13 protein-coding genes are annotated in these 18,357 nt (G+C 42.6%); 11 read left to right on the top strand and 2 right to left on the bottom strand.

Translation table 11 applies throughout. The features are described from left to right. The first annotated feature begins 1 nt into the window (after position 1). Positions 2 to 2,422 carry a TonB-dependent receptor gene (locus tag J0656_RS00905; protein WP_207030821.1) on the top strand — a complete coding sequence of 807 codons (2,421 nt, stop codon included), beginning with the start codon at positions 2 to 4 and terminating at the stop codon, positions 2,420 to 2,422. 69 nt (positions 2,423 to 2,491) lie between these two features. Here the strand turns inward: J0656_RS00905 and J0656_RS00900 are convergent, their stop codons facing one another. Beyond that, positions 2,492 to 2,761, bottom strand: a complete 270-nt coding sequence (locus tag J0656_RS00900) for a hypothetical protein (RefSeq protein ID WP_207030819.1) — start codon at positions 2,759 to 2,761, stop codon at positions 2,492 to 2,494. 180 nt (positions 2,762 to 2,941) lie between these two features. Here J0656_RS00900 and ileS point away from each other — a divergent pair, with 180 nt between their 5' ends. From ileS to J0656_RS00880, 4 genes are read left to right on the top strand one after another with little or no spacing between them, the layout of a single operon-like run. Further along, the gene (gene ileS, locus J0656_RS00895) at positions 2,942 to 6,343 is read left to right on the top strand and encodes an isoleucine--tRNA ligase (protein ID WP_207030817.1); all 3,402 of its coding nucleotides are present in this window, start codon (positions 2,942 to 2,944) and stop codon (positions 6,341 to 6,343) included. A gap of 4 nt (positions 6,344 to 6,347) precedes the next feature. Beyond that, positions 6,348 to 6,731: a TraR/DksA family transcriptional regulator gene (locus J0656_RS00890; protein WP_207030815.1), complete on the top strand. Its 384-nt coding sequence runs from the start codon at positions 6,348 to 6,350 to the stop codon at positions 6,729 to 6,731. A 30-nt stretch (positions 6,732 to 6,761) separates the two neighbouring features. Next, positions 6,762 to 7,382 (top strand): DUF4097 family beta strand repeat-containing protein, encoded by a 621-nt coding sequence (locus J0656_RS00885; RefSeq protein WP_207030812.1) that lies wholly within the window; start codon positions 6,762 to 6,764, stop codon positions 7,380 to 7,382. A 33-nt stretch (positions 7,383 to 7,415) separates the two neighbouring features. After that, complete coding sequence (locus J0656_RS00880; RefSeq protein WP_207030810.1) at positions 7,416 to 8,066, top strand: lipoprotein signal peptidase; 651 nt, start codon at positions 7,416 to 7,418, stop codon at positions 8,064 to 8,066. Here the strand turns inward: J0656_RS00880 and J0656_RS00875 are convergent. Next, positions 8,054 to 8,617, bottom strand: a complete 564-nt coding sequence (locus J0656_RS00875; RefSeq protein WP_207030807.1) for a 5-formyltetrahydrofolate cyclo-ligase — start codon at positions 8,615 to 8,617, stop codon at positions 8,054 to 8,056. The two genes, J0656_RS00880 and J0656_RS00875, sit on opposite strands and share 13 nt — an antisense overlap. Positions 8,618 to 9,099: 482 nt before the next feature. Here J0656_RS00875 and uvrC point away from each other — a divergent pair, with 482 nt between their 5' ends. The 6 genes from uvrC to pgi all read left to right on the top strand — a co-directional run bounded on the left by uvrC (position 9,100) and on the right by pgi (position 18,211). Next, a complete protein-coding gene (uvrC, locus tag J0656_RS00870) occupies positions 9,100 to 10,893 on the top strand; it encodes an excinuclease ABC subunit UvrC (RefSeq protein ID WP_207030804.1) in 1,794 nt (597 codons plus the stop codon). Between the two features lie 3 nt (positions 10,894 to 10,896). Next, positions 10,897 to 13,170, top strand: a complete 2,274-nt coding sequence (locus J0656_RS00865) for a patatin-like phospholipase family protein (RefSeq protein ID WP_207030802.1) — start codon at positions 10,897 to 10,899, stop codon at positions 13,168 to 13,170. A 336-nt stretch (positions 13,171 to 13,506) separates the two neighbouring features. Beyond that, complete coding sequence (locus tag J0656_RS00860; protein WP_207030799.1) at positions 13,507 to 14,289, top strand: DUF3108 domain-containing protein; 783 nt, start codon at positions 13,507 to 13,509, stop codon at positions 14,287 to 14,289. 13 nt (positions 14,290 to 14,302) lie between these two features. After that, positions 14,303 to 15,277, top strand: coding sequence for a tryptophan 2,3-dioxygenase family protein (locus J0656_RS00855; protein WP_207030797.1), 975 nt, complete (start codon positions 14,303 to 14,305; stop codon positions 15,275 to 15,277). Positions 15,278 to 15,284: 7 nt separating this feature from the next. Next, the gene (locus J0656_RS00850; protein WP_207030795.1) at positions 15,285 to 16,574 is read left to right on the top strand and encodes a M23 family metallopeptidase; all 1,290 of its coding nucleotides are present in this window, start codon (positions 15,285 to 15,287) and stop codon (positions 16,572 to 16,574) included. After that, the gene (gene pgi / locus J0656_RS00845; RefSeq protein WP_207030793.1) at positions 16,574 to 18,211 is read left to right on the top strand and encodes a glucose-6-phosphate isomerase; all 1,638 of its coding nucleotides are present in this window, start codon (positions 16,574 to 16,576) and stop codon (positions 18,209 to 18,211) included. The genes J0656_RS00850 and pgi overlap by 1 nt, the downstream gene beginning before the upstream one ends. The last annotated feature ends 146 nt before the right edge of the window (positions 18,212 to 18,357 follow it).

The following is an 18,357-nucleotide window of genomic DNA, read 5'->3' as shown; positions in this document are numbered from 1 at the left end:
AATGCAAAACCTAAAACCAACCTTAACCCTAATTCTTTTCTTATTAACCTTCCAATTTTATGCTCAAGAAGTAACCGTACTGGATGCCGATTCGGGAATACCTGTGGATAATGTTGCCATTTTTAACAAGGACCAGTCCAAAACCACTGTCACCGATGCCAACGGTAAGGGGGATTTGGATATTTTCGACCCCAATGAAAAAATAACGTTTAAGCACATCAGTTACGAACCTTATTCCACTACAAAAAGCCAAATTGGTAGAAGGGGCAACCGGGTATACCTTCTTCTAAAGACCGAGGAGCTTCAAGAAGTGGTCATGTCCGTGTCCAAATGGGAACAGCAAAAAAAACATATTCCGCAGAAGATAGAGACTTTTGATGCCCGAAACATTGCTTTCACGGCACCACAGACCTCTGCGGACCTGCTACAGAATAGCGGCAAGATATTTGTTCAAAAAAGCCAGTTGGGAGGAGGCAGTCCCATGATCAGGGGGTTTGCCACCAACAGAATTTTACTGTCCGTGGACGGTGTACGGATGAACAATGCCATTTTCAGGGGAGGAAACCTTCAAAATGTAATCTCCATTGACCCGTTTACCATAAAAAAGACCGAGGTGACCTTTGGTCCGGGCTCCGTGATCTACGGTAGTGATGCCATTGGGGGCGTAATGAACTTTTATACCCGGCAACCACGCTTTTCCTTTGCGGATAGTCTTGCTTTCTCAGGAAACATTAATTACCGATATGCTTCGGCCAACAACGAAAACACCGCCCATGTGGATTTCAACTTTGGAAAGGAAAAATGGGCATCTTATACCAGTTTTACGTACAACAATTTTAATGATCTGAAGATGGGCGAACATGGTCCCGAATCCTATCTACGGCCCAATTACGTGATCAGATCGAACGATACCGATGTTCTCGTTGCCAATGATAATCCCAAAAAACAAGTTACTTCAGGATACGATCAAGTAAATTTTCTTCAAAAGTTCACCTATAGGCCCAATAATACTTGGAACTATGATTTGGGACTGTACTATTCGGAAACTTCGGACTATTCAAGGTACGATAGGTTGATTCGGCCCAACAGAGATGGGGATGGGCTTCGTTCCGCGGAATGGTACTATGGTCCCCAGAAATGGTTCATGGGAAATGTTCAAATCACCCAAAAAGGAAAGAACAAATTTTATGATGGCGTAAAATTGACCACGGCCTATCAATTTTTTGAAGAAAGTAGGAACGATAGAGGTTTTCAAGACGTAGAATTGTACTCCACCAAAGAAAAAGTGGATGCATTGTCCGTAAACTTGGATTTTGAAAACAAGAAAATTGGGGCGCTCAACCTCTATTACGGTGCCGAATATGTCTTCAACAAGGTGCATTCAACAGGAAGTATGCAAAATATAGAGACCGATGAAGTTGAGGAGACCGCATCAAGGTATCCTGATGGGTCCACCTGGCAAACCTTGGCAGGCTATATCAATGGTGAGTACCAATTAAAGCCTAATCTTTCGCTCTTATCAGGAATTCGTTACAGTCAAGTTTGGGTAGATGCTACATTTGACACCACCTATTACCCTTTTCCGTTTGATGAAGCCGATATAGTTACGGGAGCACTTACAGGAAGTTTGGGACTTAGTTGGTTCCCACGGTCGGATCTTCAAGTTACGTTGAACGGTTCCACAGGGTTTAGGGCACCCAATATTGATGATATCGGGAAAATATTCGATTCTGAACCCGGATCTGTTGTGGTGCCCAACCCCGATTTAGAGCCGGAGTATGCATACAATGGAGAATTGGGCATCAGAAAAAACTTTAATGATGTCGTGGTTTTAAAAGGTGCGACCTATTACACCTATTTGGTCGATGCTCTTGTACGAAGGGATTTCTCTTTTGGAGGTCAGACCGTGATTGAATACAACGGAGAACCAAGTAATGTTCAGGCGATTCAAAATGCGGCCAAGGCCTATGTCTACGGTTTTGAATTTGGTCTGGAAGCTTATTTTAACGAGCATTTGTCCTTAAACTCCAATCTAACCTTGACTGAAGGTGTTGAAGAAGATGATGACGGTACCGATAGCCCATCGCGTCATGCGGCACCTACTTTTGGGGACGTTCATCTTATTTGGGAAAACCAAAAACTAAAGGCTGATGTTTTTGTCAATTATAACGGGGAGGTGAGCAATGATGATCTCGCGCTTTCCGAACAGGGAAAAACCTACATGTATGCCAGTGATGCCAACGGGAACCCTTTTTCGCCATCATGGTACACCTTGAACTTTAGGTCCCAATATCAAATTACAAATGCATTGAAGGCATCCGTGAGCTTGGAAAACATGACGAACCAACGCTATCGGACGTACAGTTCCGGAATTGCGGCGCCAGGGACAAATTTGGTTTTAGGGTTGGGATATATCTTTTAAAAATAAGGGCCCGGAAATTCCGGGCCCAATTTTTTTGGTCTTGCAGTACGGATAGGTCGGCACATGGGCTTACATGCTGTCGATGGCCTTTTCTGCAGCATCCATGGTTTCTTTTCCGGCTTTTTCGATGCTATCCAAAGCTTTTTTACCCATTTCCTTGGCTTCTTTGCCGGCCTCTTTCAGTGCATCGGCAGCATCTTCGGCCGCTTCTTCCAAATCTTCCCCGGCCTCGTTCAGCGTTTCTTTTGCCTCCTCGGTCTTGTCCTTTGTGTCCCTACAAGAGGTCATCGCAGATAGTGATAAAGTCAATACCATTGCGGCAAGCAGTACTTTTTTCATGTGAATAATGGTTAAGTGTTAATGATGCATCAAGATAGGTAAATTATGGCGAACTGGGTATTTGCGGCATATCATATTTAGGTTAAGGGAATTAAGCGGATTCTTATGCCAAAAGGGAGGGTATAATTCCATCTAAATTTATAATTTTGCAAACTTGAATTCTAGTAGAAGAAGCAGTATATGAAGTTTGCGGAATATAAGGGATTGGATTTGCCAAAAGTATCTGAGAACATTCTTGACTTTTGGAAGGACAAACAGATTTTTGAAAAGAGCGTTTCCACACGGGAAGGCAAGGAGAGCTACGTGTTTTACGAAGGCCCTCCATCTGCAAACGGGATGCCTGGGATTCACCACGTAATGGCGCGGACCATCAAGGATATCTTTCCGAGGTACAAAACCATGAAAGGCTTTCAAGTAAAAAGAAAGGCGGGATGGGATACGCACGGACTGCCCGTAGAAATCGGGGTGGAAAAGGAATTGGGCATTACCAAGGAAGATATCGGTAAAAAAATATCGGTCGAGGATTACAACGCAGCTTGTAAAAAAGCGGTAATGCGCTACACGGACGTGTGGAACGAAATGACCGAAAAAGTGGGATACTGGGTGGATATGGACGACCCGTACATCACCTACAAACCGAAGTACATGGAGTCCGTTTGGTGGTTGCTAAAGCAGATTTACGACAAAGGACTCATATATAAAGGATACACCATTCAGCCCTATTCGCCAAAGGCGGGCACAGGGTTAAGCTCCCACGAGCTGAATCAGCCTGGAACGTATCAAGATGTGACGGACACTACGGTAACCGCACAGTTCAAGGCCAAAGCCGATTCGCTTCCCGATTTTTTGAAGAAGGTGGACGGAGACATTCATTTTTTGGCATGGACGACCACACCTTGGACGCTTCCATCCAACACGGCATTGACGGTAGGGCCAAAAATCGAATATGTCCTTGTGAAATCGTACAACCAATATACGTTTGAGCCCATTAACGTGGTGCTGGCCAAAAATTTGGTAGGCTACAATTTTTCAGGAAAGTTTGCCAAGGTAGAAACAGCAGAAGAATTGAAATCATTCCAAGAAAGTGATAAAAAGATTCCATATTGGGTCGGCGAATCTTTTGTGGGGAATGATTTGGTAGGTATCCAGTACGAGCAATTGATAGATTATGTGCAACCCTATCAAAACCCAGAGAATGCCTTCAGAATAATTGCCGGGGATTTTGTAACTACCGAAGACGGTACAGGAATCGTGCATACCGCGCCCACCTTTGGTGCGGACGATGCCTTGGTAGCCAAACAGGCCACTCCAGAGGTTCCGCCCATGTTGGTTTTGGATGAAAATGACAACCCAGTTCCGTTGGTGGACCTTCAAGGGAGGTTTAGACCTGAATTGAAAGAGTTTGGCGGCAAATATGTAAAGAACGAATATTACGACGAGGGCGAAGTACCTGAAAAGTCGGTCGATGTAGAGATTGCCATCAAACTGAAAATAGAAAATAAGGCCTTTAAGGTCGAAAAATATGTCCACAGCTACCCTAATTGCTGGCGTACCGATAAACCCATTTTGTACTATCCATTAAATTCTTGGTTCATCAAAGTAACCGATGTCAAGGATCGTATGTTCGAGTTGAACCAGACCATCAACTGGAAACCAAAATCCACAGGGGAGGGCCGTTTTGGCAACTGGTTGGCCAATGCCAACGATTGGAACCTATCGCGCTCGAGATATTGGGGCATTCCATTACCGATCTGGCGAACAGAAGACGGCAAGGAGGAATTGATCATCGGTTCCGTGGATGAGTTGAAATCGGAAATGGCCAAAGCCGTTGAAGCGGGCGTGATGGACAGGGACGTGTTCGAGGATTTTGTAGTAAGCGATATGAGCGAGGAGAACTACGATAAGATCGATCTACATAAAAATATTGTGGACGGCATCACTTTGGTTTCCTCATCGGGACAGCCTATGAAACGTGAGGCCGATCTTATCGATGTTTGGTTCGATAGTGGTTCAATGCCCTACGCACAATGGCATTATCCGTTCGAAAACAAGGAACTAATAGACGATGGAGTGGCATTCCCTGCCAATTTTATCGCCGAAGGTGTGGACCAGACCCGCGGTTGGTTCTATACACTACACGCAATCGGAACCATGGTTTTTGATAGCATTGCGTATAAAAATGTGGTGTCCAACGGACTTGTTCTGGACAGGGAAGGCAAAAAAATGTCCAAACGATTGGGCAATGCGGTAGACCCCTTCGAGGTGCTGCCCGAACATGGGCCCGATGCCACACGATGGTACATGATTTCCAATGCCAACCCTTGGGACAACCTAAAGTTTGATATTGAAGGCGTTGTCGAAGTAAAGCGAAAATTCTTCGGAACACTCTACAACACCTATTCCTTTATGGCGCTTTATGCCAATATTGATGAGTTTGACTATTCCGAAGCCGATATTCCTTTGGAAGAAAGACCAGAGATCGACCAATGGATATTGTCGGAACTTCACACGTTGATCAAAAACGTGGATGAGGCTTACGATGATTATGAAGCCACGCGTGCCGCTCGAATGATTTCCGATTATGTTCAGGAAAACTTGAGCAACTGGTATGTTCGATTGAGCAGGAGACGTTTCTGGAAAGGAGATTATCAAACGGATAAGATTTCCGCATACCAAACACTGTATACCTGTTTGACGACCGTTGCGAAATTATCCGCACCCATTGCTCCGTTCTTTATGGATCAATTGTACAGGGATTTGGACGCGACTACGCAAAAAGACGGTTTTGAAAGTGTACACTTGGCGGATTTCCCAATTTTTGATGCCGGCATGGTGAACAAGGATTTGGAGCGTAAGATGCAATTGGCACAGAAAATTTCCTCTTTGGTGCTTTCCATCCGTCAGAAGGAAAAAATAAAAGTGCGCCAACCGCTCCAAAAAATCATGATTCCAATTTTGGACGATCAGCAACGAAAGGATATCGAGGCGGTTTCCAATTTGGTTAAATCCGAGGTGAACGTGAAGGAAATCGAGATGCTGGACGATGCTTCGGGAGTATTGGTAAAACAAATAAAACCCAATTTCAAGGTGTTGGGCCCGAAATTTGGTAAGGATATGAAGGCGATTGCCGTCGAAGTATCCAAATTGGGTCAAGATGATATCCAAAAAATTGAACGTGAAGGAGAATTATTGCTACAGTTGGAAAATAAAACCGTTAATTTACAGTTAACCGATGTAGAAATAAGTTCCCAGGATATAGAAGGTTGGTTAGTAGCCAGCTCGGGCTCCTTGACGGTTGCCCTGGATGTAACCATTGATGAGACCTTGAAAAAGGAAGGTATTGCAAGAGAACTTGTAAATCGGATCCAGAATCTTAGAAAGGAATCAGGATTTGAAGTAACGGATAAAATTGACATAAAAATATTGAAGGACGGCCTAGTGGAAAATGCGGTTTCCAGTAATGAGGAGTACATCAAAACGGAAACCTTGACCGCTGAGCTCAACTTTGAAGAGAAACTTGAAGATGGTGTTGCAATAGCCTTTGATGAGGTGAACACAAAATTGTTTATTCAAAAACATTAAGAAAATGGCAGAAGATTCAAAAGTAAGATACTCCGATGCGGATCTGGCAGAGTTCAGGGCCCTGATCGAAGAAAAAATGGAAAAAGCCAAGAATCACTTGGAGCTTTTGAAGAGCTCTTATATGAACGATGGCAATAATGGTACGGACGATACTTCTCCAACGTTCAAGGCTTTCGAGGAAGGTTCCGAGACCATGAGTAAAGAGGCGAACACCCAATTGGCCATTCGTCAGGAAAAGTTTATCCGCGATCTTAAAAATGCTTTGTTGCGAATTGAAAACAAGACCTACGGTATTTGCAGGGTTACCGGAAAGCTGATCAATAAGGAGCGTTTAAAGCTCGTGCCCCACGCTACGTTGAGCATCGAGGCGAAGAATATGCAGAAATAATCAAAAACGCCCAAGGGCGTTTTTTTCTTTATGAGGGCATCGGTCTTTTTGATATTCGTTTTTGCACTGGTCCATGTCCATGGGCAGAAATTGGTAAAAAAAGCCTTTATTGGGCCCCGTACCGGAACGATCCAAGTTGATGCCCAATATTGTTATCGAATCGACCTAAAGACAGAGCCAACCGATGAGGTGCATGTTTCAGCGACCATGGATGGGGAATATGCCAGGGATTTATTGGTCTCTATCGAGCAAAGCGGTACAACTGCCGTAATCAGAACAGATTTTCAGCCCAATTTTGTCAACCCGAATGACAAGCTCAGCGCACATAAGGTGATTTCCATAGCTTTGGAAATAAGTGTGCCCGAGTACAAAAATGTGGATGTGTTTGGAACAAAAACAAATTTGTACGCCACAGGAAAATACAAGGATTTGAAGATAACCCTATCAGATGGGCGTTGCACGCTTCGGAATGTTTCAGAATCCGTAACCGTGACTACACAGAAAGGCGATATTCTGCTCTCGGCTCCAAGTGGCGATGTTATTTCTGAAAGCACTTATGGAAGCGTGCAAAAAGAATCGATACCTTTTGGGGACAATCGATTTTTTCTGAAGACTGTGGAAGGAGACATCCTAGTGACGAAAACAAAATAATATGCATATTTTTGCAATCCTTTTAATAACAGCATGAGTTTAAAGAAGTCCCTTATTATCATCGCACTTATCCTAGTGGTGGACCAGATCAGCAAGATCTATATCAAGACCAGTTTTATATTGGGAGAGGCCCACGAGGTGTTCAGTTGGTTCAAAATCCTGTTTATAGAAAACGAAGGGGCTGCGTGGGGAACCAAATTGAGTGATCTTTTGCCAATATCCGAACCAGTCGGTAAACTAATATTGACCATTTTCAGGATTTTCGCTGTTTTTGGGATAGGTTATTGGCTGTGGGATATCATTAGAAAAGAGTCGCGACGAACCTTGATTTTAGCGGTTTCCCTGATTTTTGCAGGGGCAGTGGGCAATATCATTGATTCGGTTTTCTACGGGATTATTTTTGACCATAGCAATGGCCAGGTAGCTACATTATTTGCCGATCAGCCCTATGGAAGCTTGTTTCATGGCAAGGTAGTGGATATGCTCTACTTTCCATTGGTGGATACCACTTGGCCTGATTGGGTACCGTCCCTTGGAGGCAAACGTTTCCGTTTTTTTGAACCCGTGTTCAATATTGCGGATACAGCAATAAGTACAGGAGTGGGCATATTGATTGTATTCAATAAAAAGGCATTTCCAAAGCAGGCGGATAAAAAAGAAGAGGTCGCTGATCAGAACGTATAAACCTTTTCCGGCGTAACGCAATAGTCCAGTTTTACATCGTTTTCATGTATATCGGATATAAGCTCAGGTTCCGCAGCAAAGAACGATAGGCCGATTTTAAGTGTTTCTTTACGGCATTTATTTAAAAAGCCATCATAGAACCCTTTTCCATACCCTACACGGTTTCCCATCGCATCAAAAGCCAGCAAGGGTACAAAGACCACGCCGATTTTATTCTCGGGCACCTTGATGCCTTCGACCGGCTCTGGAACTCCCCAAGCACTTTTTTTAAGGGCAGTGGTATCCGTAAGTAAATAGTTTTCCAGAGTGTTTCTGCCAATGACTTTGGGAACGACTACATTTTTATCCTTGCCCTGCAACAATGTAATCAGGGGCAAGGTATCCACTTCGTTTTTGTCCTCAATACTTAGGAAGATATGGTAATAAAAAAAATCCCAGATCGGGATTTGAAGCGAACTATTGGCCAAGGACAGACTTAAATCCGAGGCTTTTGTTGGAGAAATTTCCGCTCTCAGATTTTTGTATTTTTTTCTTAGTTCATGTTTCAACATTGACTGTTGAAGATTTTGGGGTTGTTTGGGGACAATGGACTACTACTCTCCTTTTGTTGCAACGGAGAAAAAGATTTTGAAGAAAAGCATCAAAATCAAGTACATTCCCAAAACGATGATATAGTTTTCCATAGGATTGTAATTATATGGTTAAATGTAAGTAAAACATTTGAGAAGAATACCATGAAATGCACTTTTTATCGATGAAATGCATAATTTTTAGCAACAGTTTAACAAAATGTATTGATTGCCAATCACTTGATTGTAGGTTTCCCATAGTTTTTTTGTGGTAAATCCCCAGTTTTGATGAATATGGGATTTTTCAGGAAATTTTTCACATTTTCTACCCACTTAAAAAAGTATCAATTAACAAGGGGTATATGTCAATCCAAATTGGGAATTCATCAAGTTTAACAATAATCAAGACAATTAAAATATAACTTTGTTACAAAGTCAAGAACAGGTCATTTTCAGAGCAATCCATGTCCAAATCTACATCCTTAAAAGTACAGTTGAGTGCGCTTCCCAATAATCCGGGAGTGTACCAGTTTTATGATGCGGACGGCAAAATTCTGTACGTAGGGAAGGCCAAGGACCTGAAAAAGCGGGTTTCTTCCTATTTCAACAAAAAGCAGGAGTACGGAAAAACCAGGGTACTGGTAAAGAAGATTGATTCCATAAAGCATATTGTGGTGCCTACCGAGTCAGATGCCCTTTTATTGGAGAACAATCTCATAAAAAAATTGCTGCCCAGGTACAATGTGCTTCTCAAGGACGATAAATCCTATCCTTGGATATGTATTAAAAATGAACGTTTTCCAAGGGTATTCTCCACAAGAAAGTTGATCAAGGATGGATCGGAGTATTTTGGTCCCTACACCAGCATGAAAACGGTTCGGACGCTCTTGGATCTTATCAAAAGTTTGTATCCCTTGCGTACGTGCAACTATGACCTGTCAGAGGAAAAAATAGACGCAGGAAAGTACAAGGTGTGCCTGGATTATCATTTGGGCAATTGTCTGGGTCCTTGTGAAGGTTTTCAAACGGAGAAAGAGTATCACGGACAGATTGAAGATATCAGGCAGATCATTAAGGGCAATTTAAAAGACTCCATACAGACTTTTAAACAGCAAATGAAAGACTATGCCGAGAAGATGGAGTTTGAAAAAGCTCAAAAGGTGAAGGATAAAATTGATGTGCTGGAGAATTATCAGGCCAAATCCACGGTGGTGAACCCTAAGATCAACAATGTGGATGTGTTCACCATTATTTCTGATGAAACCCACGGATATGTAAACTTTTTACAGATTTCGCATGGGGCCATAATTCGGTCCCACACCTTGGAAATCAAAAAGAAGCTGGACGAAACTGATGAAGAGTTGTTACAATTGGGAATAACGGAGCTTAGACAGCGTTTCAATTCAGCATCTAAAGAAGTGTACCTCCCCTTCCCCGTCACCGTAGAGGAAGATGTAAGGGTAACCCTTCCCAAATTGGGAGACAAACGCCGAATTTTAGACCTCTCCGAACGGAACGCGAAGTTTTATCGCCAAGATAGACTGAAACAGATAAAGATAACCGACCCTGATCGTCACACTAAACGGATTATGGCCCAAATGAAATCGGATTTGCGACTGTCGGAAGAGCCACGGCATATCGAATGTTTTGACAACTCCAACATTCAAGGAAGCAATCCCGTTGCAGCTTGTGTGGTTTTCAAGGACGGAAAGCCATCCAAAAAGGATTATCGGCACTTCAACATAAAAACAGTGGAAGGGCCCGATGACTTTGCCAGTATGGAAGAAGTGGTCTTTAGGAGGTACAAAAGGTTACTGGCCGAAGAGGAACCACTCCCACAGTTAATTGTGATCGATGGGGGAAAAGGACAACTGTCATCGGCATTAAAGAGTTTGGAAGTTCTGGGGCTTCGAGGTAAAATCGCCATTATAGGCATTGCCAAGCGCTTGGAAGAAATTTATTTTCCGGATGATCCAGTGCCATTGTATCTGGATAAACGGTCGGAAAGCCTGAAAATAATCCAGCAGCTGAGGAACGAGGCCCACCGGTTTGGTATAACCCATCACAGAAACAAACGAAGCAAGGGTGCAATTAGCTCAGAATTGGTTAATATTGATGGAGTAGGGGAAAAAACCGCCCAACAATTGTTGAAAAGCTTTAAATCGGTAAAGCGAATCAAAGAGGCATCATTGGAAACATTGACGGCCTCGGTGGGTGCATCAAAGGCCAAGAAAATTTACAAAACATTTCATAAATAGACCATGGGAAACAAGGCAATACTATTTACGGTTCTAATTGCTTTGCTCTGTTTAAAGGGGATTGCCCAGAACTCCCCAGAAAGCAGACCGCCAAAAGTAGGTCTTGTGCTCAGTGGTGGCGGGGCCAAAGGATTGGCCCATATCGGAGCTTTGAAGAAAATCGAGGAAGCGGGGGTTAAAATCGACTACATCGGTGGGACAAGTATGGGAGCCATTGTAGGAGCGTTGTACGCGTCTGGCTACTCCGCGCAGGAACTGGATTCCATATTCAGAAAAACGGATTTCTCCCGCTTAATACAGGATAACGTACCGAGGAGCGCCAAAACATTTTATGAAAAGGAAGATTCGGAACGCTACGCTTTATCACTCCCCTTCGAAAACTTTAAAGTATCCTTCCCGCAGGCCATTTCCAGCGGACAGAACATATATAACCTTTTGGTTCAGTTGTTGTTCCATGTAAAGGACGTTCAGGATTTTCGCAAATTGCCCATACCCTTTCTCTGTATGGCCACCAATGTGGAGACGGGAGAAGAGGTTTTATTGGATAGTGGCTATCTACCGGAGGCCATTGTGGCAAGTGGTACGTTTCCCTCCCTTTTTGAGCCTGCCGAGATAAACGAGCAAATTTTAATAGATGGCGGCGTGGTGAACAACTATCCGATTGTTCAAGTAAAGGCCATGGGGGCCGATATCATTATAGGGGTTGACGTACAGCATGATCTGGCCACAAGGGAATCCCTTTCTTCGGCCACGGAAATTTTGTTGCAGATCAACAATTATCGTACTGTCAACGATATGAGGAAAAAGTCCAAAGAAACAGACGTATATATAAGACCGGACATCGACGAGTTCTCCGTAATTGCCTTTGATAGGGGAAAGCAGATTATAAAAAGCGGAGAAAAGGCAGCAGAGGAAAAATTAGATGAACTCAGGCAAATTGCCCTGAGGCAAGGTGGGATGGCAAAACCTAGGAAGAGAATCACGGTAGTGGACAGTTTGGTCGTGAACCGGATGATCATTATGGGAAACGATCAATATACCCGTGGCTATATTAAAGGAAAACTGAGATTCGACCTTGCGGAGAAGATTTCCTTTGAGGATTTGCGACAAGGAATGAACAATCTATCTGCTACGGGCAATTTTAAAGCTATTCGTTATGATTTGATTTCCAATGGACTGGGAACAGACCTGGTGCTAAAGCTCAAAGAGAACCCTACAAAAATGTTCATCAAAATGTCTGCCCATTATGATGATTTGTACAAAAGCGCCGCGCTCATCAACCTTACCAAAAAGAATTTTTTGATGAAAGACGATGTGGCCTCGTTCGATTTTATTCTCGGGGACCACATCAGGTACAATATGCAGTATTATCTGGACAAAGGATATTATTGGAGTTTCGGGATAAATTCCAAGCTGACCGATTTTGATTCGGAAATTGATTTTTCCCTCATCCAAGGTAATTTTGATGTTCCCCTTAACCCGAATATCCAAAGGATAAACGTGGATGTAACGGACCTTACCAACCAGATATATCTGCAAACCGTGTTAAAGGAGGAATTTGCTTTTACCATAGGTGCCGAGCACAAGTTTTTAAATTATAGTACAAGGACGTTGGGCCAATTGGACGCCGACCCCGATGTGGAAAACAATGCCTCGAACGGAGTTCAAAGAACCAACTTCGAAAATTCTAATTATTTCAGCGCATTCTCTCAAGTAAAGTTGGACACGTACGACGATAAGTACTTTCCTACAAGAGGGCTGTTTTTTGATGGAGATTTTCATTTTTATGCATTCTCATCGGACTACAACGAGAACTTTTCGGAGTTTGCCGTGGCCAAAGGAAAATTTGGAGGTGTCTTCTCTCCAGTCCACAATTTGAGCTTTAAATTGGAGGCGGATGCCGGGTTTAAACTGGGAACAACCCCAGTAAGTTCTTTTGACTTTATTTTGGGAGGCTTTGGAAACGATTTTGTAAACAATTTTGTGCCCTTTTTTGGATACGACTTCCTTAGTCTGCCCGGGAACAGTTATGTAAAAGGGTTCGGCCGTTTGGACTATGGTTTTGCTCCCAAGCACCATGTGCTTTTTTCTGCCAACTACGCCACCGTTGCGGACGATCTGTTCAGGACAGGGGATTGGTTTGAGGAGCCAAGTTTTTCAGGGTATGGACTTGGGTACGGTTTTGAATCCTTTTTGGGACCTATCCAAATATATTATTCTTGGTCGCCAGAAATCAGTGAGGGTAATTTTTTCTTTAGTGTCGGGTATTGGTTTTAGTAAAAATCACTCGATCAAAAGGCCCAATTTTCTTAATAATTTGTCAAAAAAACAGGTAAAACCAATCAATAATACAGAGGTTTAGTTAAAGTCCGTTAAAAACAATTTTTCCTACAAAACGTTGCCGTATCTTTACACCACATAAGGGGTGGTTCCCTTATAACTTTAAGTATTGGTTTTTCATAATTTAAAGTTTGGTTGGTTATTTAGGAAAAGCCCAGTCTCAAGACTGGGCTTTTTTTTGTTTATACTATTTTGGAATAAGTTTTGTTTAAGTATATGTGAACAGTGTAGCCCCTAAACTGATTTTACTAATTTTATACCAATAAATTGCACATGAAAAAGATAATCACATATACATTATGCCTTCTTTTTGCAATCTCGGCGTCGGCACAAAACCCGCGCCCGGCCTTTAAACCAGGGGAGTGGCTCAAGTTTAGGATTCACTATGGGTTTTTAAATGCCAGCTATGCCACCTTGCATCTTACATCGGAAACATTGAATAACGTTCCTGTGTACCACGTGGTAGGAGAGGGCAAAACCACGGGGTTTGCCAGTATCTTTTTTAAGGTTGATGATACCTATGAAAGTTATTTTAACAAGGAGAATGGTAGGCCGTACAAGTTCATCAGAAAAATAGATGAAGGGGGATATACCAAGGATATTGAGATTGATTTTGATTACAAACAGGACAAAGCCGTTCTCATGGACCACAAAAATGGGACACAACAGAATTTTACGATCAACAATCAAATACAGGACCTTATCTCGGCTTCCTACTTTTTAAGGAGCAATTATAATCTGGAGGAATTTAAAGAAGGCGAATCCATTGATTTGGATATGCTCTTTGATGATGACGGTGTTTTTAAGTTCCAGTTGAAATATTTGGGAAAAGAAATCCTAAGGACCAAGTTTGGAAAGGTAGAATGTCTTAAATTTAGACCTTTGGTTCAGTCCGGTCGGGTTTTTAAGGAAAAAGAAAGTTTAACACTTTGGGTTTCCAACGATTGGAACAAGATACCCATCAGAATCAAGGCAGATTTGGCCGTGGGGTCTCTTAAAGCCGATCTTGATGGTTACAACGGACTAAAAAACCAGTTTAAAATAATAATGGATTAGTATATAGGTGTTAATGGATAAGGATGCAAAAATCGCTTCCCAAATCAACAAGCTGGAGGAAAAGTACAAAAACTCGGGCCAAGACCTAAGCTCTTATTTGGACGGTCTTCTTTACGAAAGATATCTTACTTACTGGGACTATATCCACTTGGATACTTTGTTGAGTCTTCAAATACCAAGGACTCATTTCCCAGATGAGGAAATATTCATCATGTATCATCAGATCACCGAGCTCTATTTCAAGCTTATTCTGCACGAACAAAAACAAATTGTTGAGGACAAATCACAGGACGTTGCTTTTTTTATTGAAAAGGTAAGGAGAATCAATAGCTATTTTAAGGCCCTGATATCATCGTTCAGTATTATGATCAAGGGTATGGAACGAGAACAGTTCCTGCGTTACCGTATGGCACTTCTTCCGGCCAGCGGATTTCAATCGGTACAATATAGGATGATCGAATTTTATGCAACGCCATTGGAGAATATGGTGCATTCATCCGAAAGGGACTCTTTTTCTTCTCAAAATAGTATAGAAGAACTGTTCGAGCATGTATATTGGAAAAGGGGGGCCACCGATTTGGAAACAGGAGAAAAAACATTGACCTTAAAGCAGTTCGAAGTTAGATATACCCCCCGGCTCTTGAGAATAGCCAATCAAGTGAAGGACAGTACGGTATATCAAAAATATTTACAACTTCCGAAGGCATCCCAATGCAATGAAGAACTAATTTCGGCGTTAAAGGAGTTGGATTTGAATGCCAACGTAAATTGGCCGTTGATGCACATGGGTTCGGCCCATAGATATTTGGCCCGGGAGGGCAAGGAGGTAGAGGCGACTGGCGGAACCAATTGGAAGGACTATTTACCGCCCAGTTTTCAGAAAATAATTTTTTTCCCAACTTTGCATACCAAAGAAGAGTTGGATACTTGGGGGAAACAATGGGTGGACCACATTTTTAACCCCGCTAAAGAAGAATACAAGGAATAGAAGAAAAATGCAGAAAATTTTTGGGGCAATTTTGATGCTCGCTGTGCTGGCAGCATCTTGCAAACAGACAAACGAACAACCGGAAGAAGAAGTTGCAAAAGTTGAAGTAATAGAAAAACTTCCCGTATTGCATTATGGTTTCAATCTTGAAGAATTCAACGTAGTCCATGATACGGTCCGTAACGGCGACAGTTTTGGGGAGCTTATGTTGAAGAACAAAGTGGATTATCCCAAAATCGCCCAAATTTCAGAGAATTACCGAGATACCTTTGATGTCCGCAAGATCAGGGTCGGTAAGCCTTATATCATCCTTAAATCAAAGGACACCTCCGAAGTGGCCGAAGTCTTTATCTATCAAAACGATAAAATAAATTATACCGTGGTGGATTTGCGCGATACCGCGGCCGTTGCCTACAAGAACAAGAAGAAAGTAACGCTTAGGGAGCGAGAGGTAGGCGGAGTGATCAATAGCAGTCTATCCGAGGCAATGGATAATTTGGGGGTCGATTATACCGTAACCTTGAGTTTGTCCGAGATTTATGCGTGGACCATTGACTTCTTCCGATTGGAAAAAGGAGACAAGTTCAAAGTGATTTTTGATGAACGATACATCAATGATACGATATATGCCGGAAGAGGGCCCATTAAGGCCGCACTTTTTGAGCACAAAGGAAAAACCGTTTATGCCTTTCCGTATGTGGCAGATTCCGTGAACAACATATTGGATTATTTTGATCAAGATGCCAATAACTTGAGAAGTACATTCCTTAGGGCGCCTATAAAATTTGGATACCGACTTTCGTCCAGATACAACCTAAAGCGTAGGATTGCCTACTACGGTTACAAAGTGCGCCCACATAAAGGAACCGATTATGCTGCACCGGTAGGAACTCCAATCGTAGCCACTGCGGATGGAACCGTAACGGAATCGACCCGAAGGGGCGGAAACGGAAAATATGTGAAGATAAAGCACAATGGCACCTACAGTACCCAATACCTCCACATGAAAGCGCAAAAGGTAAAAAGAGGAGAGTTCGTCCGACAAGGAGATGTAATAGGGTGGGTAGGAATGACAGGTAATACTGGAGGCCCGCACGTTTGCTATCGTTTCTGGAAGAACGGAAGACAGGTGGACCCATTAAAGGAAAAATTACCTGAAGCCGACCCCATCGCCGATTCTTTGAGAATGGATTACATGGCTCATATATCGCCGTTAAAAGAGCAATTGGATTGCATAGAATTTATTGACATAGCACCTACGGAACCCGAAGAAACCTTAATATCATACACCCAGTAATGGCACTACCCACAATCGACCCCACAACTACGGAAGCCTGGAAAAAACTTAAACAACATTATCAAGAAACCAAAGACGTTCATTTAAGGGAACTATTTTCTAACGAAGAAGGCCGGGGCAAGAACCTATCCATCCATTGGGAGGATTTTTTGGTGGACTATTCAAAGAATAGAATAACGGATAAAACCATTAAGTTGCTTTTGGAACTTGCCGGGGAAGTAGGCCTTACCGAGGCCATAAAAGGTTACTTTGATGGCGAGCTCATTAATCAAACCGAAGGAAGGGCCGTATTGCATACAGCCTTACGCGCCAAAAAGGGCACAGAGGTTTTTGTTGATGGCGAGAATATTGTGGATGAAGTTTTTGAGGTAAAGGAGAAAATCAAGTCTTTTTCCGAAGCCGTAATATCCGGGAAGCGTAAAGGCCATACGGGAAAAGCATTTACCGATATTGTAAACATTGGTATCGGTGGTTCTGATCTAGGGCCAGTAATGGTGACCGAAGCCTTGAAATTTTATCAAAATGATTTAAAGACTCATTTTGTAAGCAATGTGGATGGTGATCTGGTTCATGAAGTATTGAAAGAACTTGACCCGGAGACCACATTGTTCGTAATTGTTTCCAAATCCTTCACTACACAGGAAACCTTGAGCAATGCACTGACCATCAAAAAATGGTTTCTGAAAACTGCATCCGAAAAAGATGTGGCCGACCACTTTGTTGCCGTATCTACCAATCTTGAAAAAATAAAGGAATTTGGTATTGCAGATGAAAACGTGTTCCCGATGTGGGACTGGGTAGGCGGACGTTTCTCACTTTGGAGCGCCGTTGGATTGTCCATTGCACTTTCGGTGGGCTACGATAATTTTGAAGCCCTGTTGGACGGCGCCCATGAAATGGACGTTCATTTTAAAGAAGCTCCGTTTAATGAGAACATTCCTGTAATCCTTGGACTAATCAGCGTTTGGTACAATAACTTTTATAAGGCCGAGACTGAGGCCATTATTCCATATACCCAATATCTGCACCGCTTTTCGGCCTACTTACAGCAAGGTATCATGGAGAGCAACGGAAAAAGCATGGATAGGGCCGGAAAAAGAGTTGGTCACGAAACGGGCACTATCATCTGGGGCGAGCCCGGAACCAATTCGCAACATGCCTTTTTTCAGTTGATTCACCAAGGGACCAAATTGATTCCCACCGATTTTATAGGCTACAAGAAATCATTGCATGGAGATGTGGACCATCACAATAAATTGATGGCAAACTACTTTGCACAGACCGAAGCATTGATGAACGGGAAAACAGCGGAAGAGGTGAAGCAAGAGCTCCGATCACAAGGCTTAGCTGGTGAAGAATTGGATACGTTGCTACCTTTTAAGGTATTCGAGGGCAACAAGCCTACCAACTCCATTTTGATAGAGCAATTGACCCCTAAAAGCTTGGGTGCTCTGATCGCAATGTATGAGCACAAGATATTTGTACAGGGGGTAGTTTGGAATATCTTCAGTTACGACCAATGGGGTGTGGAATTGGGCAAACAATTAGCCAAAAATATTTTGAGCGACATTGAGAATTCAGATATTGGCAAACACGACAGCTCCACGTTGAACCTTTTGCATTTTTTTAAGGAGTAAATTGCTATCTGCTCAAATCCCTGTATAAACCCTAAGCAATTGTCTGTCAGATAATTTGTTTTGTTAATTTAGTGTTAACTATATTTGCGTGATTTTAACTTTGACTTAATCACAGACTGTCAAAAATGAATCACATTTGCAGCGCT

Source organism: Flagellimonas aurea, from assembly GCF_017313785.1.
In the GTDB taxonomy this organism is placed as follows: Bacteria; Bacteroidota; Bacteroidia; order Flavobacteriales; family Flavobacteriaceae; genus Flagellimonas; species Flagellimonas aurea.
The sequence above is the reverse complement of the archived record's forward strand: the minus strand, read 5'-3'. Positions and strand labels throughout refer to the sequence as shown.